The following is a 23,405-nucleotide window of genomic DNA, read 5'->3' as shown; positions in this document are numbered from 1 at the left end:
TAAGGAACCAAAATATGTTAAAGCATATCGTTGAGGAAACGTTGCGCGCTTTTCCTGGTAGCCCGCTTAATACCGCAGCCTTTCAGGAACAAATGAATGGTGCCAGGGAACATGTCCTCGAGCTGCTTAGCCGTCATTTAACGGAATTCGGTGAATACTATCCTGCCGAAACCTGCGTCAACGGTTATTACCCGCTGACGGATAATGTGGAGTGGACCACCAGTTTCTGGACTGGGCAACTGTGGCTGGCGTGGGAAATGAGCGGTGAAGCGACATTTCGTGAAATGGCCGAAAAGCACGTGCGCTCATTTGGTTTGCGTATTGCCGGGCGTCATGACACCAACACCCACGACCTGGGCTTCCTGTACACGCTCTCCTGTGTGGCGGCCTGGCGGTTGACGGGCAATCGCGATGCGCGCGGTTTTTCGCTGATGGCGGCAGAAGCGCTGCTCGAACGTTTTCACGAGAAGGCGCAGATCATTCAGGCATGGGGCGATCTCCGCGATCCCGAGCAGGCCGGTCGGATGATCATTGACTGCAATATGAACCTGCCGCTGCTGTACTGGGCCAGTGAACAGACGGGCGATCCGCGCTTTGCCAATGCGGCAAAAGCGCACGTGGCGCAGGCGGCGAAATATCTGATCCGTGAAGATGCCTCGACGTTCCATACCTACTACATGGATGTGCAAACCGGCGCGCCGCGCTACGGTAATACCCAGCAGGGTTACGCTGATGATTCATGCTGGTCGCGTGGGCAGGCGTGGGGGATTTATGGTTTTCTGTTGAGCTATATCTATACCGGCGATCGCGAGATGGTACAGCTGTCGAAAAAACTGGCCAACTACTTTCTCAATCGCCTGCCGGATGATGCCGTTTGTCACTGGGATCTGGCGCTGGTGGGCACCGATGCGCTGCGTGATTCTTCTTCGGCGGCCATTGCGGTATGTGGCCTGCTGGAGTTGATTAAACACCTGCCGGTGACCGATCCAGATCGTGAACGTTATCAACAGTGGGCGATGGGGATCATGTCATCGCTGACGCAGCATTATCTGATGGGCAAAGATGAGAAGGGCAACGGGCTACTGAAACACTCGGTTTACCATCTTGCGAGCAATAAAGGGGTCGATGAGTGCGCAAGCTGGGGAGATTACTTTTACGTTGAGGCGTTAACCCGTTTTACGCAGTGCTGGAAGTTGTACTGGTAAGTTTATTGGCCCGGTTGCACTGTGCTTACCGGGCTTACAGATCGTGTGTAGACCGGATACGTCGCGGGCGACGTCATCCGGTACATCAACAACCTTAAATACCTGATTCCAGAATACGAATGCTCATGTCCAGCACATCACCTTTCACGGCTTCGCTGTAAGCTTTCATATGCGGGGTTTGCAAATGCGCTTCAAGGTGCGCAATGCTTTCCCACTGTTCAATCATCACGATTGAATCCGGCGCTGTGGTTTGAAAACTCACACCCGCGGCGTGATCGACCATCGGCGCGTAGCCATGACAGCCTTCTTCCTTCAGGACGGTTGGAACGATTTTAGCAAACTGATCCAGCACCGCCTGGCGGTGGTGTTGACCTGGACGTGTACGGATTTCTGCAATAACGGTAAGCATGGTTAACTCCTTCTAATTCCAGGTAACTAGTTAACCAAAAATCTCGGTCAGATGCTTGCGATATTCTGCGATATAACGCGGGACATCCGGCATTTTAATCACATCATTGGTGATAAAAGTCGGCAGCGCTTCCATACCTAAAAACTGGTTTGCTTTATGGAACGGCAGATAAACGCCATCAACGCCGACGCCGTGGAAGAACTGATCTTTGTCAGTAAAGGCTTCCATCGGTGCATTCCAGGTCAGGGACAACATGTATTTTTTGCCCTGAATCAGGCCGCCAGAACCGTATTTTTTAGTGGCATCAGAACGTGTGCGACCATCGCTGGCGTACAGCGTACCGTGCCCTGCAGTGAACACATCATCGATGTATTTTTTCACTGTCCACGGTGCACCCATCCACCAGCCCGGCATTTGCCAAATAACGGCGTCAGCCCAGACAAAGTTCTGCACTTCTGTTTGTACGTCGTAATCGCTGTCTGCGCGCACGACTCTAACATCATGTCCGAGGTCGCGCAGGATACCGTCCGCGACCTCGGTCAGGGTGTCATTCAACTGACCATTGGAATGGCCGAATTTTTTAGCGCCATTGATAATCAGAATGTTGCTCATGTTGTGTCCTCAAAGAATTACGTTTGAGAGCGATTTTACGCCGATGATCGGTGCGGTGAAATTAGCAAAATGTGCAAAGTCTTTTGCTGGTAGCGCAATAATTCAACGCTACCAGCTGATTTTGGCTTCAAATCCACCTTCCGCGGCGTTGGCGAATGATACGGACATACCGTGCAACGTCGCAATACGCCGGACGATCGACAGGCCCAGCCCACTGCCGGTCGCGTTTTGTCCCGGTGGACGATAGAAACGCTCACCAATGTGCAGTAATACCTCTGGCGCAATGCCCGGACCGTTATCTTTGACGCTGAAACAGTGGTTGTTGAGCGTCACGTCCACGACGCTACCCTGCGGGCTGTAGCGGATTGCATTATCCAGCAGATTGCGGACCATCAGGCTAAGCAACAGCGGTTGGCCGGTGCGTTTAACGTCGTGAGCGTTAATCTGCAAGCGCACGTCGATGTGGGCCTGCTGTGCCGGGTGGTAGATATCCATGACGGCGGATTGCAGTAACTCTTCGAGTGAGATATCGGCGACATCCTGAAGATTGTTGAGCGAATCGAGACGCGAAAGCGTCAGCAGCTGATCGACCAGGCGTGTGGCGCGGTCAATACCTGCCTGCATCTGCATTAGCGCTTTTTGTCGTGACTGCGGGTCATCGTCAGACAGTTGCGCCACTTCGGTTTGAACCTTGAGCGCCGTCAGCGGGCTACGCAGTTCGTGCGCGGCATCTGAGGTAAAGCGCTGCTCGCGTACCATGGTGGTGTGAATACGGGTAAACAGCTGATTGAGCGACTCAACCAGTGGGCGAACCTCGCCGGGAATGCCTTTCAGACTCAGCGGTTCTTCAGATTCCGGATCGCGCAAACGTAAAGCCTGCGCCAGCTTTTTCAGCGGCTTAAGTTCAAGACTTAACAGTACAATCAGGATCAGCAGCATCAACGGCAGGGCGACCAGCCACGGCACCAGCTGGGCCGTCACAATCGCCAGCGCCATATCTTCGCGGTATTCCCACTCCTGACCGACCACGACCCGGTACTTTTTATCTGCTGAAGTCAGCCAGATAAAGCGCCATTTATCGTTGTCACCGTTCAGATAGCCGTCGTCAAACCCTTCCCGGCGATAGCTATAGGGAATGTACTGACCATTGTCGCCGTCGTGCAGAACCATTTTTCCGTCCGGGGTGTAGACCGCAAAGGTCAGCACATCGTCGTCAATATGGCCGTGTTTGAATTTCTTTGGCGTTTGGGCAAAGCGCTCAGAGGCTTTTAGTTCGTCAAGATCCAGCGTGACCAGCCGTTTGGCAAACAGCATTAGCTGCGTGTCAAACATCTCGTCGACGTTGTCGGTGGTTTGCTTCCAGGCGACAAAACTGGAAATCAGCCAGGTCACCAGCACCAAAATGGTGAAGATAAGCGTTAGCCTGACGCGCAGGCTGAGGCGTTGTGTGAATTTCATGCATCACCCAGGGTGTAACCAATGCCGTGCACGGTGCGGATAAAATCACTGCCGAGCTTACGGCGTAAGTGATGGACGTGCACTTCAACCGCATTGCTGGAGACGTTTTCGTCCCAGTTATACAGTTTTTCTTCAATGTGTTTACGGGGCAGGACGCGCCCTTTATTACGCATCAGCAGTTCCAACAGTGCGAACTCCTTCGGCTTGAGCGACAATGGCTCGCCTGCGAACGTGGCGACCAGTGCGCCGGGATTAAGCGTCACCTGACCGTGGCGTAGTTCGCTGGTAGCCTGACCGCTGGCGCGACGTACCAGCGCTTCCAGTCGGGCGGCCACTTCAATCAGTGCAAAGGGTTTACACAGGTAGTCATCCGCACCGAGGCGCAGACCTTCCACACGTTCTGCCAGCGCGTCGCGGGCCGTTAAAATCAGCACCGGCTCCTGTTTTCCTTTTGTGCGCCATTCGCGCAGGATATCGCGGCCGTCAATACCCGGCAGCGTCAGGTCGAGGATCACCGCGTCATAAGGCGCACTGTAAAGCGCCTCTTTACCCTGACGACCTTCGGTAAACCAGTCGATGGTGAACCCCATTTTACTCAGGCCCGTTTTCAGACCGTCGCCAATCAACGCGTCATCTTCTACCAGTAAAATACGCATATGTTCTTCCCTGCGCTCACTCAGTTGGCTGCCAGTAAACCTTGTGTCAACCGGGGATGTACAGCAAAAAAAGAATCTTTTTTTGCCTTAAGAAGTTGTTAAGGATTAACTTATTAAATAGTCGTGAAACAACATGATAAGGGAGACATGAAGATGAAAAAATTAGCTGCAATGGTTGCCGTGATGGCACTGTGTTCCGCACCTGTTCTGGCAGCGCAGCAGGGCGGATTCTCTGGCCCAACGGCGACGCAAAGCCAGGCGGGCGGATTTGTGGGTCCGAATGGCAGCAGTACGACGGTAGAAAGTGCAAAATCGCTGCGTGATGATGCCTGGGTTACCCTGCGCGGTAATATCGTCGAGCGTATCTCCGACGATCTGTACCTGTTTAAAGATGCATCTGGCACGGTGAACGTGGATATCGACCACAAGCGCTGGAACGGTTTAACCGTCACGCCGCAGGATGTCGTAGAAATCCAGGGCGAAGTGGATAAAGACTGGAACTCCGTTGAAATCGACGTAAAACAGATTACCAAAGTCACCAAATAATCCCCATCAGGGCCGCGTTCGCGGCCCTTTTCTTTGTGACTCAACTCGCCAGATAGGGTAGTATCTGCGGCAATATTGCCTGACGAATACCGGGTATTGTTCGGGCTAACAGTTGAGGAACCACGATTAATGAGCGATATGGCAGAGCGCCTTGCGCTGCATGAATTCACGGAAAACGCCTATCTGAACTATTCCATGTACGTCATCATGGACAGGGCGTTGCCGTTTATTGGTGATGGTCTGAAACCCGTTCAGCGACGCATCGTTTACGCGATGTCCGAACTGGGGCTGAATGCCAGCGCCAAATTTAAAAAATCCGCCCGTACCGTCGGCGACGTACTGGGTAAATACCACCCACACGGCGACAGCGCCTGCTATGAAGCGATGGTGCTGATGGCGCAGCCGTTCTCTTACCGTTATCCGCTGGTTGACGGGCAGGGGAACTGGGGGGCACCGGACGATCCGAAATCGTTCGCGGCGATGCGTTATACCGAATCTCGACTGTCTAAATATGCGGAACTGCTGCTGGGGGAACTCGGCCAGGGGACGTCGGACTGGGTGCCAAACTTCGACGGCACCATGCAGGAGCCGAAGATGCTGCCTGCGCGTTTGCCGAATATTCTGCTGAACGGCACCACCGGTATTGCGGTCGGCATGGCAACGGACATTCCGCCACATAACCTGCGTGAAGTGGCAAAAGCGGCGATTACGCTGATTGAGCAGCCGAAAACGACGCTGGATCAGCTGCTGGATATCGTCCAGGGACCGGATTACCCGACTGAAGCCGAAATCATTACCCCGCGTGCAGAAATTCGTAAGATTTACGAAAACGGACGTGGCTCCGTGCGTATGCGTGCGGTCTGGACCAAAGAAGATGGCGCGGTGGTGATTTCCGCGCTGCCACATCAGGTTTCCGGTGCCAAAGTGCTGGAACAGATTGCCGCCCAGATGCGCAATAAAAAGCTGCCGATGGTGGACGATCTGCGCGATGAGTCAGATCACGAAAACCCGACCCGTCTGGTGATCGTGCCGCGCTCCAACCGTGTGGATATGGAGCAGGTGATGAACCACCTGTTTGCCACCACCGATCTGGAAAAAAGCTACCGCATCAACCTGAACATGATTGGCCTCGACGGTCGCCCGGCGGTGAAAAACCTGCTGGAGATCCTCACCGAATGGCTGGCGTTCCGCCGCGATACCGTGCGTCGTCGTCTGAACTATCGTCTGGAAAAAGTCCTCAAGCGCCTGCACATCCTCGAAGGTTTGCTGGTGGCGTTCCTCAACATTGACGAAGTGATTGAAATCATTCGTCATGAAGATGAACCGAAGCCTGAGCTGATGTCGCGGTTTGGCATTTCTGAAACCCAGGCTGAAGCCATCCTCGAACTGAAGTTGCGTCATCTTGCCAAACTTGAAGAGATCAAAATTCGTGGCGAGCAGGACGAGCTGGCGAAAGAACGCGATCAGCTGCAGGGCATTCTGGCCTCTGAGCGCAAGATGAGTAACCTGCTGAAGAAAGAGCTGCAGGCAGACTCAGATGCCTATGGCGACGATCGCCGTTCTCCGCTGAAAGAGCGCGAAGAAGCGAAGGCGATGAGCGAGCACGACATGCTGCCGTCTGAGCCGGTCACCATTGTACTGTCGCAAAGCGGCTGGGTGCGTAGCGCCAAAGGCCATGACATTGATGCGCCGGGCTTAAGCTATAAGGCGGGTGACAGCTACAAGGCGGCGGTGAAGGGCAAGAGCAACCAGCCGGTGGTGTTCGTGGATTCAACCGGGCGCAGCTATGCCATCGACCCGATTACGCTGCCGTCGGCACGTGGTCAGGGTGAACCGCTGACCGGTAAGCTGACGCTACCACCGGGAGCGACGGTTGAGCATATGCTGATGGAAAGTGATGACCAGAAACTGCTGATGGCCTCCGATGCTGGCTACGGTTTCGTCTGCACCTTCAATGACTTGGTGGCGCGCAACCGTGCAGGTAAGGCATTGATTACGTTACCGGAGAACGCGCATGTGATGCCGCCGGTGGTGCTTGAAGATGAAAGCGACATGCTGCTGGCGATCACCCATGCCGGGCGTATGCTGATGTTCCCGGTCAGTGATCTGCCGCAATTGTCGAAAGGGAAAGGGAACAAGATCATCAACATTCCGTCTGCAGAAGCGGCGAAAGGGGATGATGGGCTGGCGCACCTCTACGTGTTGCCTCCGCAAAGTACGCTGACCATTCACGTTGGTAAACGCAAAATTAAACTGCGTCCTGAAGAACTGCAGAAGGTGACCGGCGAGCGTGGGCGTCGCGGTACGCTGATGCGCGGTTTACAGCGCATCGACCGTATCGAAATTGACTCACCACGACGTGCCGGTCAGGGCGACAGCGAAGAATAACGCTGTCGTCTGACTCTCCCTGCTTTTACGCAGGGAGAGTCAACATTAAAAATTCCCGTGAAACCGTTGTTTATTCGTGCATTGCGATTAACAATACGCTTTTCCAGAGAGCCGCTCTTAACAAAGCCCTAACCTGACGCAGGGTTCTGCATCTGGTGACGTAAAATGCCAGGCTCTTAGGCCTTAGAGGTTGTTATGCTATATATTTTTCGTTTATTCATTACCGTAATTTACTGCATTCTGGTCTGTGTTTTTGGTTGTATATATTGTCTGTTCAGCCCACGAAATCCTAAACACGTCTCAACGTTTGGCCATATGTTTGGTCGACTGGCCCCCTTGTACGGCCTGAAGGTGGAATGCCGCATGCCGCCGGACGCAAAGGACTACGGCAACGCTATCTATATTTGTAACCACCAGAATAACTATGACATGGTTACCGCCGCGAAGATCGTGCAACCACCGACGGTTACGGTCGGTAAAAAAAGCCTGCTGTGGATCCCGTTCTTCGGCCTGCTGTACTGGCTCACCGGTAACCTGTTGATCGACAGAAACAATCGCGCCAAAGCGCACAGCACCATTGCGACGGTCGTTAATCATTTTAAAAAACGTCGTATCTCTATCTGGATGTTCCCGGAAGGTACGCGTAGCCGTGGCCGTGGTCTGCTGCCGTTTAAAACTGGCGCGTTTCATGCGGCAATTGCCGCGGGTGTTCCGGTGATCCCGGTGTGCGTCTCAACGACCTCAAATAAGATTAAACTTAACCGATTAAATAATGGTCTGGCGATCGTCGAGATGTTACCGCCAGTAGATATCAGCCACTATGGTAAGGATCAGGTTCGTGAACTGGCCGCGCATTGCCGCACGTTAATGGAACAAAAAATCGCCGAACTCGACAAAGAAGTTGCCGAGCGTGAAGCTACCGGTAAGGTGTGATTCGCGCCATCCGAGTTTGTTACAGGAAATACTTTCCTGCGTGTTAATCGCCAGTTTTACATGGAGCTTATATGTCACTCAGTCGGCGTCAGTTCATTCAGACATCGGGGATCGCACTGTGTGCAGGTGCTATTCCGCTGAAGGCTAATGCTGCCGGTCAGCAACAACCGTTACCTGTTCCACCGCTGCTGGAGTCTCGCCGTGGACAGCCGCTATTTATGACCCTGCAACGCGCTCACTGGTCCTTTACGCAAGGCACCCGCGCGCCGGTCTGGGGGATTAACGGGCGTTACCTGGGGCCGACCATCCGCGTCTGGAAAGGGGATGACGTCAAGCTTATTTACAGCAACCGTCTTACCGAGAATGTTTCAATGACCGTCGCCGGGCTGCAGGTTCCTGGCCCACTGATGGGCGGGCCGGCACGCATGATGTCACCGAATGCGGACTGGGCGCCGGTATTGCCCATTCGCCAGGACGCCGCCACGTTGTGGTATCACGCCAATACGCCGAACCGTACCGCGCAGCAGGTCTATAACGGTCTGGCTGGTATGTGGCTGATTGAAGATGAAGTCAGTAAGTCGCTGCCGATTCCCAACCATTATGGCGTGGATGATTTTCCGGTCATTATTCAGGACAAGCGGCTGGATAACTTCGGCACGCCTGAATACAGCGAGCCGGGCAGCGGCGGGTTTGTTGGTGACACGCTATTGGTTAACGGGGCACAAAGCCCGTATGTGGAAGTGTCTCGCGGCTGGGTGCGTTTGCGTTTACTCAATGCGTCGAACTCGCGTCGTTACCAGCTGCAAATGAGTGACGGCCGCGCGCTGCATGTGATTTCCGGCGATCAGGGCTTTTTACCCGCGCCGGTTTCGGTGAAGCAACTCTCGCTGGCCCCGGGTGAACGTCGTGAGATTTTGGTGGATATGACCAACGGCGATGAAGTGTCGATCACCTGTGGTGAGGCGGCCAGCATTGTCGACCGAATCCGCGGCTTCTTCGAGCCCTCCAGTATTCTGATTTCCACGCTGGTACTGACCCTGCGCCCGACCGGGCTGCTGCCGCTGGTGACCGACAATCTGCCGATGCGTTTGTTACCTACGGAAATTTTAAGCGGCTCACCGATTCGCAGTCGTGAGATCAGCCTTGATGACGATCCCGGCATTAATGGGCAGTTGTGGGATGTAAACCGCATGGACATTACCGCTCAGCAGGGCTCCTGGGAGCGCTGGACGGTGCGGGCGGATATGCCGCAGTCTTTCCATATCGAAGGCGTCTCTTTCCTGATCCGCAATGTGAACGGCGCGATGCCGTTCCCGGAAGACCGGGGCTGGAAAGATACCGTTTGGGTGGATGGTCAGGTTGAGCTGCTGGTGTATTACGGACAGCCTTCCTGGGCGCATTTCCCGTTCTACTTTAACAGTCAGACGCTGGAAATGGCCGATCGTGGCTCGATCGGACAGATGCTGGTGAACCCAGCGCCGTAGCTAATTTATTGATATCGCATGGATTCGTTTTATTGCAAAGGATGCAACGATGATTAGTTTTACCTGGTATGACCTTATTGTATTTTTTTTGATGATGGCGATGCCTGTAATAGCAGGTATCGCTATTTTGGTGTTGATTTGCTCCAGTTTTAAAAATCTCACCAGTCGTCATATCCTGCTATGGCTGGTATTACCACAGTGCGTAGCTTTGCTATCGCTGTGGGGCGTTTTTGCTTATTATGGCGACGAATTAAACTCGCGTATTCTTTTGATCGTTTCCCCTGCGATACTTGCTGGAACATTGGCTTTTTGGTTGCTGTACAAAGGAAAAACACTGCTCGGTTCTTCGGTTGGCGGCCATCTTGTCGCCATAGCCATTTTTATCGTATGTCAGAATCAACTGGAGCCGCAGCTTTATGTAGATTTCCAGCGCGCGCGAGACATTAATCAACTCTATACGCTGCATCAGGCCAGTGATAGCTTTAAAAACCAGTTAAGCGATCCCGCTTTCCGTCAGAAAATGCTTTCTTATTCGGCATATAAACAAGATATGCCGGAGTCAACGTTCAGGATTTTAATCGCCAGTGGGGCTAATCCTTTTGATAACGCGGGCTACCCTTATGTATCGCCACTGACCCAGGTGGTTAATAGCCAGAATAAGACCGCGCTGAAGGTTTTCAGTGAATTATTGTCAGGTGATTCCGAACAGGCTGCTCGCAACCGGGAAGCGCTGATGAAGGATAACCCATTAAGCAATAACGTTTATTTTTCTACTATTCCAACGACCGAACAAAAACAGCGCTATTTTGCAATGGCAACGGTCTTATTACGCCACATGCCATCATTATTAAATGATGAGGTTTACCGCAGGATACTCAAAGAAGGCGATGCTGAACTGACGCAGTTTCTGTGGGATCACCGTCAACCGATGAAGCGGATGTACCAGCTCCAGGCCAGAGCGTTGTCAGGAGATGTCACGATCGCGGATGATATTGCCGCTACGCCCGCTATCCTGAAGGCGGAAACCGACTCCGACTATCGCGACCCGCTCTGGAAGTATTTGGTGGAGTATGCGCCGCGTCCGGTGATTCAGTCCATTCTGGACAAAGACGTCGTACAATGGACGGATTTTGACGACCGCGATGGGAACAATACGGTGCTGGAAGAGGCCATCGATCGTGCGAGGGGCTACAGTAATGGAGATCCGCAAGTCCTTACCCTTGTTATGCGCGACATACTGGAGCGTAAGGCGCCGTACTCTAATAACCAACTGGCGCACGGTTTTTACACTGAAGATAAGGGATCGCAGGTAGTGAGCGCGCTACATGCAGGAGGGATTTCTTGTACGGAACTTCGCGATGCATTTAGGCAGTATATTGGCGAGTCTTCTATTTTTGATGGCAAAACGCGAATAGACGAAGTTTGCGGTGCGGAAAAATAATGGCTAAGCACTCATAATCTTTCGATCTCTATTGCGTTCCGGCTTATAATCCCCGGCCTTTGATTATTTTTTTACCATTTTTGGAAGCATTATGAGCGCAATATCCCTGATCCAACCGGACAGAGACCTTTTCTCCTGGCCGCAGTACTGGGCCGCCTGTTTTGGCCCCGCGCCGTTTCTGCCAATGTCGCGAGAAGAGATGGACCAACTTGGCTGGGATAGCTGCGACATTATTCTGGTTACCGGTGATGCCTATGTTGATCACCCGAGTTTCGGTATGGCCATTTGTGGCCGTATGCTGGAAGCCCAGGGTTTTCGCGTCGGGATTATCGCCCAGCCGGACTGGAACAGTAAAGACGACTTTATGCGTCTGGGTAAACCGAATCTGTTCTTCGGCGTAACCGCCGGTAACATGGACTCGATGATCAACCGCTATACTGCCGATCGTCGCCTGCGCCATGATGATGCCTATACGCCGGACAACGTCGCCGGTAAGCGCCCGGACCGCGCCACGCTGGTTTATACCCAACGTTGTCGTGAAGCATGGAAAGACGTGCCGGTGATCCTTGGTGGTATTGAAGCCAGCCTGCGTCGTACCGCGCATTACGATTACTGGTCTGATACCGTGCGCCGCTCGGTGCTGGTGGATTCCAAAGCGGATATGCTGATGTTCGGCAACGGTGAACGTCCGCTGGTTGAGGTTGCGCACCGCCTGGCGATGGGTGAAACCATCGACCAAATCCGCGACGTGCGTAACACCGCGATTATGGTTAAAGAAGCGCTGCCCGGCTGGAGCGGTGTGGATTCCACGCGTCTGGATATGCCGGGGAAAATTGACCCTATCCCGCATCCGTACGGTGAAGATTTACCGTGTGCAGATAACAAGCCAGTAGCGCCTAAAAAGCAGGAAGCCAAAGCGGTGACCGTTCAGCCTGCGCGTCCGAAGCCGTGGGAAAAAACCTACGTGCTGCTGCCGTCTTATGAGAAGGTGAAAGGCGACAAAGTGTTGTACGCTCACGCCTCACGTATTCTGCACCACGAAACCAACCCTGGCTGCGCGCGCGCCCTGATGCAAAAACACGGCGACCGCTACATTTGGGTTAACCCTCCGGCGATCCCGCTGTCGACCGAAGAGATGGATAGCGTCTTCGCGCTGCCGTATAAACGTGTCCCGCACCCGGCATATGGCAACAGCCGTATTCCGGCCTACGAGATGATCCGTTTTTCCATCAACATTATGCGCGGCTGCTTTGGCGGCTGTTCTTTCTGTTCGATCACCGAGCATGAAGGACGCATCATCCAGAGCCGTTCTGAAGATTCGATCATCAACGAGATCGAGGCGATTCGCGATACCGTACCGGGCTTCACCGGCGTGATTTCCGATCTGGGTGGCCCAACGGCCAACATGTACATGCTGCGCTGTAAGTCGCCACGTGCGGAACAGACCTGCCGTCGTCTGTCGTGCGTTTATCCGGACATCTGCCCGCATATGGACACCAACCACGAACCGACGATTAACCTCTATCGTCGCGCGCGTGATTTGAAAGGCATCAAAAAGATTTTGATTGCGTCCGGCGTGCGCTACGACATCGCCGTGGAAGATCCGCGCTACATCAAAGAGCTGGCGACCCACCACGTTGGTGGCTATCTGAAGATTGCACCGGAACATACCGAAGAAGGTCCGCTGTCGAAGATGATGAAGCCGGGCATGGGTAGCTACGACCGCTTTAAAGAGCTGTTCGACACCTACTCGAAGCAGGCCGGTAAAGAGCAGTATCTGATCCCTTACTTTATCTCTGCGCACCCGGGTACGCGTGACGAAGATATGGTGAATCTGGCGTTGTGGTTGAAGCAGCGTCGTTTCCGCCTTGATCAGGTACAGAACTTCTACCCATCACCGCTGGCGAACTCGACAACCATGTATTACACCGGGAAAAACCCGCTGGGTAAAATTGGCTATAAGAGTGAAGATGTGGTGGTGCCGAAAGGCGATAAGCAGCGTCGTTTACATAAAGCGCTGCTGCGTTACCACGATCCGGTTAACTGGCCGTTAATCCGTCAGGCGCTGGAAGATATGGGTAAAAAGCACCTGATTGGCGGTCGTCGTGAATGTCTGGTTCCGTCGCCTACGCTGGAAGAAATGCGTGAAGCGCGTCGCCAGAATCGTCATACCCGCCCGGCACTGACCAAGCACACACCTGTTGCACACCAGCGCCAGACGCCCGCCGCGAATAAAAAGCGTGGCAAAGTAGCAGGGCGTTAATCCTGAAGCCCGGTAGCGCTCTGCTTACTGGGCCACTGCTTTGAAAGCCGGATGAGGTGTTTGCACCGCCATCCGGCAAATCTGTTTTAGTACAGCCCCAACACCTTCCACCACATCAGACCTACGGTAATAAAGACTGCCTGGTTAAACAGGCTGACGATAAACCCTGTTCGCCACCAGACGCCCGTCGGCACATACCCCGCACCAAACAGGATCGGACCACGCGCATGTGTGTACTGGGTGAGAGAGCAGTACAGGCTGCTGGTGAAAGCCAGCATCAACGCGGTCGGGGCTGCCGGGATATTCAGATGCAGGCCGACGCCAAGGAATACCGCGTACAATGCGGCGATCTGCGCATTTCCGCTCGCAAAAAAGTAGTGGGTGTAGAAGTAGGCGGCGTTAAGCAGCAGCAGGACGACCACCCAACTGGTGCCATGCATGGTACTGCTGAGGCTATCGCCAATCAGATTACCAAACCAGGTGGTGAAACCGAGCTTCTTCAATTGGTTTGCCATCATCAGCAGTGCGGCAAACCAAATCAGCGTGTCCCATGCACCTTTTTCGCTTTTGACGTCTTCCCAGCTCAGCACACCGCTGAGCAGTAAAATTGAGAGTCCAACGAACGACGCGGTGGTGGCATCGACGCCTAGCGTATCGCCAAAAATCCACAGCACCAGCAGGACGCCAACGGTACCCAGCATCAACCACTCACCGCGTGACATGCTGCCCATTTCCGCCAGTTCCTGACGGGCCAGGTTCGGGGCATCCGGCGTGTGTTTAATTTCCGGACGCACCAGCCAGTACACCAGCAGCGGAACCAACAGCAAAGACACCATGCAAGGCAGCAGCGCCGCCATAAACCAGCTTCCCCAGGTTAGCGTGACCCCGGCGTTGGCCGCCAGTTTTACTGCCAGTAGGTTACCGGTATAGCCGGTCATAAACAGTGCGGCGGTGACGTCGTTGACGTTGCCAATGCAGGTAATGAGGAAGGTGCCGATTTTGCTGCGCGATTCATCTTCCGGATTGGAATGAAAACTGCGCGCCAGTGAGTCGGCAATCGGATAGATGACGCCGCCGCAGCGTGCCGTATTGCTGGGCATCGCCGGAGAGAGGATCAGATCGGCAAACGCCAGGCCGTAGGCAAGTCCGAGCGTGCGCTTGCCGAGCAGGCGGATCATCTGCAGGGCGATACGTCGACCAAGGCCGGTTTTGATAAACCCGCGGGCAATCATAAAGGCAACGACGATCAGCCAGATGAGTGAACTGTTCAGTTCGCTCAGAGCGGTGGTAATCGCACCGCTGGCGGTTTTATCCCCGGCGGCATAGGCGAGGGCAAAGACGGTTATGCCAATAATACCGACTGCGCCAATGGGCAGAACTTTTGCCACGATAGAGGCGATAGTGGCCACGAAAATAATTGCCGAATGCCAGGCGGAAGCGCTTAACCCCGTTGGTGGGGTAAGTTGCCAGAGCCCGGCTGAAATCAAAATTATTAGAATTAATGGGAGCCATTTAACTCCCTGCGCTTTTTTTTCAGCCACGGTCATGCACCTATATACATGGTGAATATATTCACCGTATGAATATATTTAGTGAATAATTAGTAGGTTATGTGGCGCAATGCTGCTCCAGCGGCTGAAATAAATACATCAATAAATGTAAGTGAATTGTTTCTTGATATTTCCATGCAGGAAGAGCCCGACTGGGATGCCGGGCTGGAGAGAAGGGATTAGCCGCCGAACTGGTCCGGGTCCGGCCCCAGACGTTTGCCCTGGTCGAGTTTGGCCATTTCGCCTAGTTCATCTTTGTCCAGGCGGAAGTCCCAGACATCAAAGTTCTCCGCGATACGCGCAGGAGTGACTGATTTAGGGATCACCACCAGGCCGCTATCCAGATGCCAGCGAATGACAATTTGTGCCGGTGATTTACCGTATTTTTCGGCGAGATCGCGAACTATCTTTTGATCGAACACATCTTTGCCGCCTTGTGCCAGCGGGCTCCAGGATTCAGTCTGGATTTTATGCGTGGCGTTCCAGGCATGAAGCTGCCGCTGCTGTAAAAGCGGGTGCAGCTCGATTTGGTTAATCACTGGCGCAACGCCCGTTTCATCCATCAGGCGCTGGAGATGGTTGATCTGGAAGTTGCACACGCCAATGCTTTTAATGAGTCCCTGTTTTTGCAGGTCGATCATGTTTTCCCATGCTTCAACGTAATGGTCGATTGCCGGGACGGGCCAGTGCATGAGGTAAAGATCGAGGTAATCGAGCTGGAGTTTCTCCATGCTTTCGAGCAACGCTTCTCGGGGACGTTTCTGGTCGTCATTCCACAGTTTAGTGGTGATGAATAACTCCTCCCGGGGCACGCCGCAGTCGCGTAATGCTTTACCGACACCGTCTTCATTTTTATACGCGGCAGCGGTATCAATAGAGCGATAACCGACTTCCAGCGCTTTATGGATCGCGGAGATGACTTCCTCATTACTTGCCTTCCAGACCCCCAGGCCCAGTTGAGGCATGACGTTACCATCCTGTAGCTTGATAATGGTCGGACTGGTCATAATTCCCCCCTACACTGAATCCTTCAGGCTGCCTCTTTGTTGGCTGCTTGCGTTTACCCCGGTCACGTACTTATGTACGCTCCCGGGGATTCACTCAATTGCCGCCTCGATGCATCATGAATGATTGGGTGTAAATTGAGTTCACCGGAGCAGCCCCGGTGAGGTTTGTGTGACTTAAGCCTGGTATAAATACCCAAAAACGAAAGTCAGAGGTCAAAAAACCTAGCGTGCCGCTTCGTAAATGCGGCGGCTGACGTCCAGCGTAATGTCCTGATGTTCGCCCAGTTTCGTCCCACCGTGCGCTGCCAGTTTTTCCAGCAACGCCGGGATGGAACTGCCATCCAGACCGTAGTCGGACATGCGGGTTGGGACGCCCATCTTCTCGAAGAATTGACGCGTCGCGGCAATGGCGGCATCGATACGCTGGTCATCACTCCCTTCGGTGATATTCCAGACGCGCTCCGCGTATTGCAGCAGTTTGGCGCGCTTAGTGTCGCGTTTTTCATTCCACAGTGCCGGCAGAACGATGGCCAGTGTTTGTGCGTGATCGAGACCGTGCATCGCGGTCAGTTCGTGACCGAGCATATGGGTAGCCCAATCCTGCGGTACGCCTGCGCCAATCAGGCCGTTCAGCGCCTGGGTCGCTGCCCACATGACGTTGGCGCGGACATCGTAGTTTTCTGGCTCCTGCAACGCTTTCGGGCCCTCTTCTATCAATGTGAGCAAAATACCTTCGGCAAAGCGGTCCTGTATTTTGCCGTTGACCGGGTATGTTACGTATTGCTCTACGGTGTGAACAAACGCGTCCACTACGCCGTTTGCGACTTGACGCGGCGGCAGAGTGTAGGTGTAAACCGGATCCAGCACGGCAAAGACCGGCTGCACAAACGGTGTCATAAAGGCCAGCTTATCGCCGGTGGTTTTGCGGGAAATTACCGCGCCGGAGTTTGATTCAGAGCCGGTTGCCGGCAGGGTCAAAACGGAGCCCATCGGGATGGCGCTTTTTACGTCGTTGCCGTGAGTTTCCAGGATGCGCCACGGATCTACACCTTCAGCGTAATGGGCCGCTGCGGCGATGAATTTAGTGCCATCGAGAACAGAGCCGCCGCCGACGGCCAGCAGGAATGTCACCTTCTCATCACGCACGATGTTGACCGCATTCATCAGCGTTTCATAAGACGGGTTCGGCTCAATACCGCCAAACTCCAGTACATCCAGACCTTTCAGGGCATCCTGAACCTGTGCCAGTACGCCGGTTTTTTTCACGCTGCCGCCGCCGTAGGTAATCAGCACGCGAGCATCCTGAGGGATTTGATCGCGCAGTTCAGCGATAGCGCCTTTACCGAACAAAATGCGGGTTGGGGTATGGAGGTTAAAGTTATTCATTGCTCGTTACCTTGTGTGGGTAAAAAAAGAGGGCAGGTGAGTGTCTGCCTGATGGTGAACATTGTGGTCGTCAGACGCATTCCTCTCAATGCTCATTTCTGCCAATGTCTTGCCTATTTCTACAGACTACTGGAGAAAACGGATAAAAATACGCACACTGTGGACGTTACAATTCGATGACGAAAGGGCGCTCTATGAACCGTGATGATGTCTGCCTTCTGCTGACGGAAAAAATTAAGCAGCTGAAAAATAATGAAAATAAACTCAATAAATTGCTGCCTGATGTGCGTTTACTGTATGGCATGGAGCCTGGGCTGCGCACCCCTGTGATGTATGAACCTGGCATTATATTTCTCTTCTCTGGTCATAAAATTGGTTACATCAATGAGCGTGTATTTCGTTATGACGCCAACGAATACCTGCTGCTCACCGTACCTTTACCCTTTGAATGTGAAACGTATGCGACACCGGAGATTCCACTGGCCGGTCTGCGGCTGAATGTCGATATCCTGCAATTGCAGGAACTCCTGATGGACATTGGCGAAGATGAACTGTTCCAGCCTGCAATGGCGGCGAGCGGAATAAACTCGGCCACGCTTTCTGATGAGATTCTTTGCGCGGCCGAGCGTTTGCTGGATGTGATGGAGCGACCGCTGGACGCGCGAATTCTGGGAAAACAGATCATCCGTGAGATTTTGTACCATGTGCTGACCGGTCCACGCGGTGGCGCGCTGCTTGCGTTGGTCAGTCGTCAGACGCATTTCAGTTTGATCAGTCGCGTGCTGAAGCGCATCGAAAACAAGTACACCGAGAACCTCAACGTTGAGCAACTGGCGGCAGAAGCCAACATGAGCGTGTCGGCGTTTCATCATAATTTTAAATCGGTGACCAGCACTTCACCGCTGCAGTATCTGAAGAGTTATCGCCTGCATAAGGCTCGGATGATGATCATTCACGACGGCATGAAGGCCAGCGCGGCAGCAATGCGGGTTGGCTATGAGAGCGCGTCGCAGTTTAGCCGCGAGTTTAAACGGTACTTTGGCGTAACGCCGGGGGAGGATGCGGCAAGAATTCGGACGATGCAGGGAAGTTAATGATGTTCCCCGTTGGCCTGATTAGCAAAGCGCCATCAGGCGAAAATGCCGGGTGATTTTACCCGGCCAACGATGACGACTCAGGCGCTACAGCATTTTTTTTTAATCACCACGAACAAGGTACCTAGCAGACCAGCAGTTAACAGCGCGATGGGTAGGATCATCAGAAAGGTCATCACCTGATCTTCATGGCGTTTAACGAATGGGATCATGCTGAGAGCATAGCCAAAGCTGGTGACCACGGTGACCCACAGCAGGCCGCTCAGCCAGTTAAAGAACTGAAACCGGCGGTTAGGCAGACCTGAAATCCCCGCCATTGTTGGCAGCAGGGTGCGAACAAATGCCAGGAAACGTCCCGCGAGCAGCGCCATCAGACCGTGTTGGTCAAACATACAGGTGGCACGCTGATGATATTTTTCAGGTAATTGCGCCAGCCAGCTTTTCACCGTCCGCGTATTGCCCAACCAGCGCCCTTGAATATAGCTCAGCCAACAGCCCAGACTGGCTGCGGCAGTCAGAATAGCAATTGTCGGGAGAAAGCTCATCACGTCCTGCGCGATCAGCGCTCCGGCCAGTAACAGCAGGCTGTCTCCGGGTAAAAAGGAAGCAGGCAGCAGACCATTTTCTAAAAACAACGTGGCAAACATGACGAAGTACACCACACTCACAACGTGCGGATCTGCCAGCGCGGCAAAATCGTGTTGCCAGAGCGCGGAGATAATATCTTGAATGACTACCATGGACTTTCCTGTGGAACAGCATTTATGAGTGGATTGTACTCCTGAATTGTCCGGGATGCCTTGATCCCGGACGCAACAATTGCAGACTTTTCCACCAGAAGTGTCTGCATATATGTCCAACTGCGGCAATGTTACTCGATTCGGGCGAATCCGGCGGCTAAATCCGCAATCAGATCGTCAACATTTTCTAAACCGATGTGTAAACGGATGAGCGTTCCGCTGAAGTCCACGTTGCCTTCAGGACGGATGGCGGCAATGTGTTCGGGTTGATTGGCCAGAATCAGTGATTCAAACCCGCCCCAGGAGTAGGCCATGCTGAACAGCGTAAAGTGATCCAAATACGCTGATAGCTCGTCATTGTTCAGCTTCTTATTCAACACAAACGAGAACAGACCGCTGCTGCCGGTAAAATCACGTTTCCAGAATTCGTGCCCTTTGCTGCCGGGAAGCGCGGGGTGGTTGACGCGGGCGACCTGCGGATGATCGGCCAGCCATTCGGCAACCTTCAGGCTGCTTTCGTGATGCTGGCGCAGACGAACGCCCAGAGTCCGCAGTCCGCGGCTGGTCATATAGGCGGTATCGGCATCCAGCATTTGCCCCATTAAATAGGCGTTTTCGCGCAGTTGGTCCCAGCAGCGGGCATTTGATACCGCCGTACCGACCATTGCATCGGAATGGCCAATCAGGTATTTGGTGCCCGCCTGAATTGAGATGTCGATTCCAAAATCCAGCGCGTTGAACAGCACCCCGGCAGCCCAGGTGTTATCGATCATAATGATGGCGTCCGGCGCTACGCTTCTGACGGCAGCGACAATCGCCGGAACATCATGCACTTCCATAGTGACGGAGCCGGGAGATTCCAGAAATACCACTTTGGTGTTCGGCTGAATGTGCTTCACAATATCGGCACCGACTAACGGATCGAACCAGCCGGTGGTTACGCCGAGCTTGCCGAGGATTTTCGTACAAAAATCCTGGCTCGGCTCATAGGCTGTGTTGGTCATTAGCACGTGGTCGCCGTGTTCAACAAAGGCCAAAATCGAGTTGGCAACGGCTGCGGCGCCGCAGGGAAACAGGGCGCAACCCGCGCCGCCTTCCAGCTCGCACATGGCTTCCTGCAGGGAGAAATGCGTCAGCGTGCCGCGACGTCCGTAAAAAAGTGCGCCGTTAGCGCGGTTGTGGGTGGCCTGTTTTTTAGCCTCAACGGATTCGAATACCAGTGAAGAGGCGCGTTGGATCACGCTGTTGACGGAACCCTGCGTGTACTTTTTACTGCGTCCTGCCTGAACGAGTTTGGTCTCAAGATGCTTGTCTACCATGTTGGGTTACCTGTTTTTATACGTCTGGATGTCTAAACTAGCATGGATCTTCGGCGACGCATCCTGCAGAAGGGCCATAAAGTAGAAAATAGTCCCAAAATGTGTCTGCTGACTTTTTTACTGCGTAAGCGCAAGGAAAAGAAACCAAAGGTGCGGCACTATGTAAATAGTAATGAGAACGACTATCAATTCGACGTCTTTTTGATATCATTACGCTCAGATTTTGTGATTTGCGTCCTGGAGATACAGAGTGGGTAATAATTTGATGCAGACGGACCTTTCCGTCTGGGGTATGTATCAGCACGCCGATATCGTGGTTAAGTGCGTGATGATTGGGCTAATTTTGGCGTCCGTGGTCACCTGGGCTATCTTCTTCAGTAAGAGCCTTGAGTTCTTTACGCAGAAGCGTCGTCTTAAGCGCGAACAGCAACTGCTGGCAGATGCCCGCTCTTTAGACCAGGCAAGTGAGATTGCCGCTGGATTCGATGCCAAAAGCCTGGGCGCAATGTTAATTAACGAAGCGCAGAACGAGCTGGAACTGTCAGAAGGCAGCGATGACAACGAAGGGATTAAAGAGCGTACCGGGTTCCGCCTGGAACGTCGCGTTGCAGCTGTAGGGCGTCATATGGGGCGGGGTAATGGATACCTGGCGACCATTGGGGCTATCTCTCCCTTTGTGGGTCTGTTCGGTACAGTATGGGGCATCATGAATAGCTTCATCGGTATTGCACAAACGCAAACGACGAACCTGGCCGTGGTTGCGCCGGGGATTGCAGAAGCGCTGTTAGCCACCGCGATTGGTTTGGTTGCCGCTATTCCTGCTGTTGTTATCTACAACATCTTCGCCCGTCAGATTGGCAGCTACAAAGCCATGCTGGGTGATGTTGCGGCACAGGTGCTGTTATTGCAAAGTCGCGATCTTGACCTGAGTGCAAGCGCTGCGGCGCATCCGGTACGCGCTGCGCAGAAATTACGTGTAGGATAATGTTCCATGGCAATGAGTTTTAATGAAAACCTGGACGATAACGGTGAAATGCACGACATCAACGTCACGCCGTTTATCGATGTTATGTTGGTGTTGTTGATCATTTTTATGGTGGCCGCGCCGCTGGCAACGGTGGATGTGAAGGTGAATCTACCGGCTTCGACCAGTACGCCGCAACCGCGTCCTGAAAAACCGGTTTACCTGTCAGTGAAAGCGGATAATACGATGTTTATCGGCAACGATCAGGTGACCGATGATACCATGATTAACGCGCTAAACACGCTGACAGAAGGCAAGAAAGACACCACTATCTTCTTCCGGGCTGATAAAACTGTCGACTATGAAACCATGATGAAAGTGATGGATACGCTGCATCAGGCAGGTTTCCTGAAGATTGGTTTGGTTGGTGAAGAGACCGTGAAAGCGAAGTAATCTCTGTTGCCGGGTGAAGGGTTTCGCCTTACCCGGCCTCCTCTTTCGGCTTCCTCCATCCCCTCATTTCTTTTCGTCCAGCGCGACGGTAGTGACTCTGGTCGCGGCATAACTCCCTTCAGATAGCTTACGCGTCAGGCGCAATGTCGCCGTTTCTCGCGCGAGTAAATGCTGGTACGCGCTTTCCAGACGGGCCATGATTTTGTCCCGCAGCGCCGGCTGTTGGGCAATAATGGCTTCAATGGTGGCACCGTAGATCTCTTCTTTGGCTTGCAGAGCATAGATTTCCCGGCGGTTTTGCCACTTCATGCGTACCAGGGCTGCGGGTATTGATACCATTTCCTGAGCCACGCTCTCCAGCGTGGCATTTTTATTGGCAATTAAGATATCCAGATTCTGCTTTAAGACAAATTCGTCACTTTTATGGTTGTCTAAAGCCAAATAAACGTTGTTATCCTCAACATCTTTCATTTTATTTCTCTTCCAGAGAATAAAAAATCGGATCGCTGGTTTCGCGAGTCAGTAAATTAAGCCAAATTTTATTGCCTTGCTCATTTATTAACGCAGTGTTTTTTGCCAAAATTTTACTTAATTCTTGTGCGTTAATGTCACCTTCTGCTTGCAGTGAATTAAGCAGACGGGTGAATGATTCGATTTTTGCTGCGCGAAACAGTCGCTCTTTTAAATGGCGGTCACATTCTTCAAATAACATGTTACGGGTCTGACCGTTAGCGGTGGCGCTAATTAAAATATCCGCTTCAAACTCGCTTAAGGTTGTCTTTCCCTGAGTCAAATTTTCACTATTTTCTACGGTATCAGTATTGGTTGGGGATGTAGATAAATGAAAACGAGAGGGAACAAGATGCTCGGGAAGCATGTTGAAATATCCTTTACTGCCAGTGAGGTAAGTTTTTTTAATAAGACAGGCTGCGTTGACAATAGCATGGGGTAATTTTAAAATCAAAAAAAATGGAGCCTGTATATGAACAGTATATTTTATTCTGTTATTACCCTGCTATTGCTTACCGGCGGGGTTCTTGTGCTGATGCGCGGTGCAAATAAAAATCGATCGAATGAGGAACTTACCTCTTATCCCAAACTGGAAACGCTTAGCAAAGAAGAGGGGGAAGATCATTTCTCAGCATTGATGAATTCGATTACGCCGGTATGGTATTGGCGGGTCAATCATGAATATATTGATTTTATCCACTCGACAATAAAGCGTATGACCATGGTGGAGTTAAATGAAACGCCAGGGCTATTTGATGCACAGCGGCGCTGCAGCGATCTCAATTCAGCGGTCTACAAATATTACGACAACATCAAAAAACGCTGCCTGAGCGGAGAGAAAGTCCCGCACGCCGATTTAGATGTGCTCAATTTGCGTCAATGTTTCAGGGAGTTCAGCCTGGAAGCCTATCCTGCACTCGTCGCACTGGTGTGGCCAGAGCTCCAGCGCCCGCCCATCAATGCCGAAGAGATTTGAGGCGTATGTTG

The 23,405-nt window shown here is 52.8% G+C and carries 22 protein-coding genes; 11 read left to right on the top strand and 11 right to left on the bottom strand.

Translation table 11 applies throughout. The features are described from left to right. Positions 1 to 14: 14 nt before the first annotated feature. Complete coding sequence (locus FCH32_RS15335; RefSeq protein WP_174361167.1) at positions 15 to 1,205, top strand: glycoside hydrolase family 88 protein; 1,191 nt, start codon at positions 15 to 17, stop codon at positions 1,203 to 1,205. Positions 1,206 to 1,299: 94 nt separating this feature from the next. Here the strand turns inward: FCH32_RS15335 and FCH32_RS15330 are convergent, their stop codons facing one another. The 4 genes from FCH32_RS15330 to qseB all read right to left on the bottom strand — a co-directional run bounded on the left by FCH32_RS15330 (position 1,300) and on the right by qseB (position 4,340). Then, complete coding sequence (locus FCH32_RS15330; RefSeq protein WP_096755653.1) at positions 1,300 to 1,614, bottom strand: putative quinol monooxygenase; 315 nt, start codon at positions 1,612 to 1,614, stop codon at positions 1,300 to 1,302. Between the two features lie 30 nt (positions 1,615 to 1,644). Further along, positions 1,645 to 2,226, bottom strand: coding sequence for an NAD(P)H-dependent oxidoreductase (locus tag FCH32_RS15325; protein WP_117342677.1), 582 nt, complete (start codon positions 2,224 to 2,226; stop codon positions 1,645 to 1,647). A 108-nt stretch (positions 2,227 to 2,334) separates the two neighbouring features. Then, positions 2,335 to 3,684 (bottom strand): quorum sensing histidine kinase QseC, encoded by a 1,350-nt coding sequence (gene qseC, locus FCH32_RS15320; protein ID WP_174361166.1) that lies wholly within the window; start codon positions 3,682 to 3,684, stop codon positions 2,335 to 2,337. Further along, positions 3,681 to 4,340 carry a quorum sensing response regulator transcription factor QseB gene (gene qseB / locus FCH32_RS15315; protein ID WP_096755656.1) on the bottom strand — a complete coding sequence of 220 codons (660 nt, stop codon included), beginning with the start codon at positions 4,338 to 4,340 and terminating at the stop codon, positions 3,681 to 3,683. The genes qseC and qseB overlap by 4 nt, the downstream gene beginning before the upstream one ends. A gap of 153 nt (positions 4,341 to 4,493) precedes the next feature. Here qseB and FCH32_RS15310 point away from each other — a divergent pair, with 153 nt between their 5' ends. From FCH32_RS15310 to FCH32_RS15285, 6 genes are all read left to right on the top strand, one after another. Beyond that, positions 4,494 to 4,886, top strand: coding sequence for a YgiW/YdeI family stress tolerance OB fold protein (locus tag FCH32_RS15310; RefSeq protein ID WP_137363341.1), 393 nt, complete (start codon positions 4,494 to 4,496; stop codon positions 4,884 to 4,886). Between the two features lie 129 nt (positions 4,887 to 5,015). Then, positions 5,016 to 7,274, top strand: coding sequence for a DNA topoisomerase IV subunit A (gene parC / locus FCH32_RS15305; protein ID WP_096755658.1), 2,259 nt, complete (start codon positions 5,016 to 5,018; stop codon positions 7,272 to 7,274). Positions 7,275 to 7,469: 195 nt separating this feature from the next. Continuing rightward, complete coding sequence (gene plsC, locus FCH32_RS15300; RefSeq protein ID WP_115257480.1) at positions 7,470 to 8,207, top strand: 1-acylglycerol-3-phosphate O-acyltransferase; 738 nt, start codon at positions 7,470 to 7,472, stop codon at positions 8,205 to 8,207. A 71-nt stretch (positions 8,208 to 8,278) separates the two neighbouring features. Then, positions 8,279 to 9,691 (top strand): cell division protein FtsP, encoded by a 1,413-nt coding sequence (gene ftsP / locus FCH32_RS15295; protein WP_115257481.1) that lies wholly within the window; start codon positions 8,279 to 8,281, stop codon positions 9,689 to 9,691. Positions 9,692 to 9,740: 49 nt separating this feature from the next. Further along, on the top strand, positions 9,741 to 11,132 hold the full coding sequence (locus FCH32_RS15290; RefSeq protein ID WP_174361165.1) for a hypothetical protein: 1,392 nt from the start codon (positions 9,741 to 9,743) through the stop codon (positions 11,130 to 11,132). A gap of 91 nt (positions 11,133 to 11,223) precedes the next feature. Continuing rightward, positions 11,224 to 13,395 carry a YgiQ family radical SAM protein gene (locus FCH32_RS15285; protein WP_174361164.1) on the top strand — a complete coding sequence of 724 codons (2,172 nt, stop codon included), beginning with the start codon at positions 11,224 to 11,226 and terminating at the stop codon, positions 13,393 to 13,395. Between the two features lie 86 nt (positions 13,396 to 13,481). On the opposite strand, the gene FCH32_RS15280 is transcribed toward FCH32_RS15285, so the two are convergent. From FCH32_RS15280 to yqhD, 3 genes are all read right to left on the bottom strand, one after another. Beyond that, the gene (locus FCH32_RS15280; RefSeq protein ID WP_170973022.1) at positions 13,482 to 14,942 is read right to left on the bottom strand and encodes a DASS family sodium-coupled anion symporter; all 1,461 of its coding nucleotides are present in this window, start codon (positions 14,940 to 14,942) and stop codon (positions 13,482 to 13,484) included. Between the two features lie 182 nt (positions 14,943 to 15,124). Further along, the gene (dkgA, locus tag FCH32_RS15275) at positions 15,125 to 15,952 is read right to left on the bottom strand and encodes a 2,5-didehydrogluconate reductase DkgA (protein WP_096755664.1); all 828 of its coding nucleotides are present in this window, start codon (positions 15,950 to 15,952) and stop codon (positions 15,125 to 15,127) included. A 222-nt stretch (positions 15,953 to 16,174) separates the two neighbouring features. Beyond that, entirely contained in the window at positions 16,175 to 17,338 is a 1,164-nt protein-coding gene (gene yqhD / locus FCH32_RS15270) for an alcohol dehydrogenase (protein WP_137399267.1), read from the bottom strand. A gap of 194 nt (positions 17,339 to 17,532) precedes the next feature. Between yqhD and FCH32_RS15265 the strand changes: the two genes are divergently transcribed. Next, positions 17,533 to 18,432 carry an AraC family transcriptional regulator gene (locus tag FCH32_RS15265; protein ID WP_135953045.1) on the top strand — a complete coding sequence of 300 codons (900 nt, stop codon included), beginning with the start codon at positions 17,533 to 17,535 and terminating at the stop codon, positions 18,430 to 18,432. Positions 18,433 to 18,512: 80 nt separating this feature from the next. On the opposite strand, the gene yghB is transcribed toward FCH32_RS15265, so the two are convergent. Next, complete coding sequence (gene yghB, locus FCH32_RS15260) at positions 18,513 to 19,172, bottom strand: DedA family general envelope maintenance protein YghB (protein ID WP_115257486.1); 660 nt, start codon at positions 19,170 to 19,172, stop codon at positions 18,513 to 18,515. A 131-nt stretch (positions 19,173 to 19,303) separates the two neighbouring features. Next, positions 19,304 to 20,491 (bottom strand): cystathionine beta-lyase, encoded by a 1,188-nt coding sequence (gene metC, locus FCH32_RS15255; protein WP_174361163.1) that lies wholly within the window; start codon positions 20,489 to 20,491, stop codon positions 19,304 to 19,306. A gap of 250 nt (positions 20,492 to 20,741) precedes the next feature. On the opposite strand from metC, the gene exbB reads away from it, so the two are divergent. Further along, positions 20,742 to 21,476 (top strand): tol-pal system-associated acyl-CoA thioesterase, encoded by a 735-nt coding sequence (gene exbB, locus FCH32_RS15250; RefSeq protein WP_096755669.1) that lies wholly within the window; start codon positions 20,742 to 20,744, stop codon positions 21,474 to 21,476. A 6-nt stretch (positions 21,477 to 21,482) separates the two neighbouring features. Beyond that, positions 21,483 to 21,908, top strand: coding sequence for a TonB system transport protein ExbD (exbD, locus tag FCH32_RS15245; protein WP_174361162.1), 426 nt, complete (start codon positions 21,483 to 21,485; stop codon positions 21,906 to 21,908). Between the two features lie 63 nt (positions 21,909 to 21,971). Here exbD and FCH32_RS15240 read toward each other — a convergent pair whose 3' ends face one another. Further along, positions 21,972 to 22,379 (bottom strand): cytoplasmic protein, encoded by a 408-nt coding sequence (locus FCH32_RS15240; RefSeq protein WP_115257487.1) that lies wholly within the window; start codon positions 22,377 to 22,379, stop codon positions 21,972 to 21,974. Position 22,380: 1 nt separating this feature from the next. Continuing rightward, positions 22,381 to 22,785, bottom strand: a complete 405-nt coding sequence (locus tag FCH32_RS15235; RefSeq protein ID WP_174361233.1) for a hypothetical protein — start codon at positions 22,783 to 22,785, stop codon at positions 22,381 to 22,383. A 105-nt stretch (positions 22,786 to 22,890) separates the two neighbouring features. On the opposite strand from FCH32_RS15235, the gene FCH32_RS15230 reads away from it, so the two are divergent. After that, the gene (locus FCH32_RS15230; protein WP_174361161.1) at positions 22,891 to 23,394 is read left to right on the top strand and encodes an ESA_00282 family adhesion-associated protein; all 504 of its coding nucleotides are present in this window, start codon (positions 22,891 to 22,893) and stop codon (positions 23,392 to 23,394) included. Positions 23,395 to 23,405: the final 11 nt, after the last annotated feature.

It is taken from the genome of Citrobacter gillenii (assembly GCF_013337685.1).
Classification (GTDB): Bacteria; Pseudomonadota; Gammaproteobacteria; order Enterobacterales; family Enterobacteriaceae; genus Citrobacter; species Citrobacter gillenii.
This window is presented reverse-complemented; position numbering and strand designations above follow the sequence as displayed.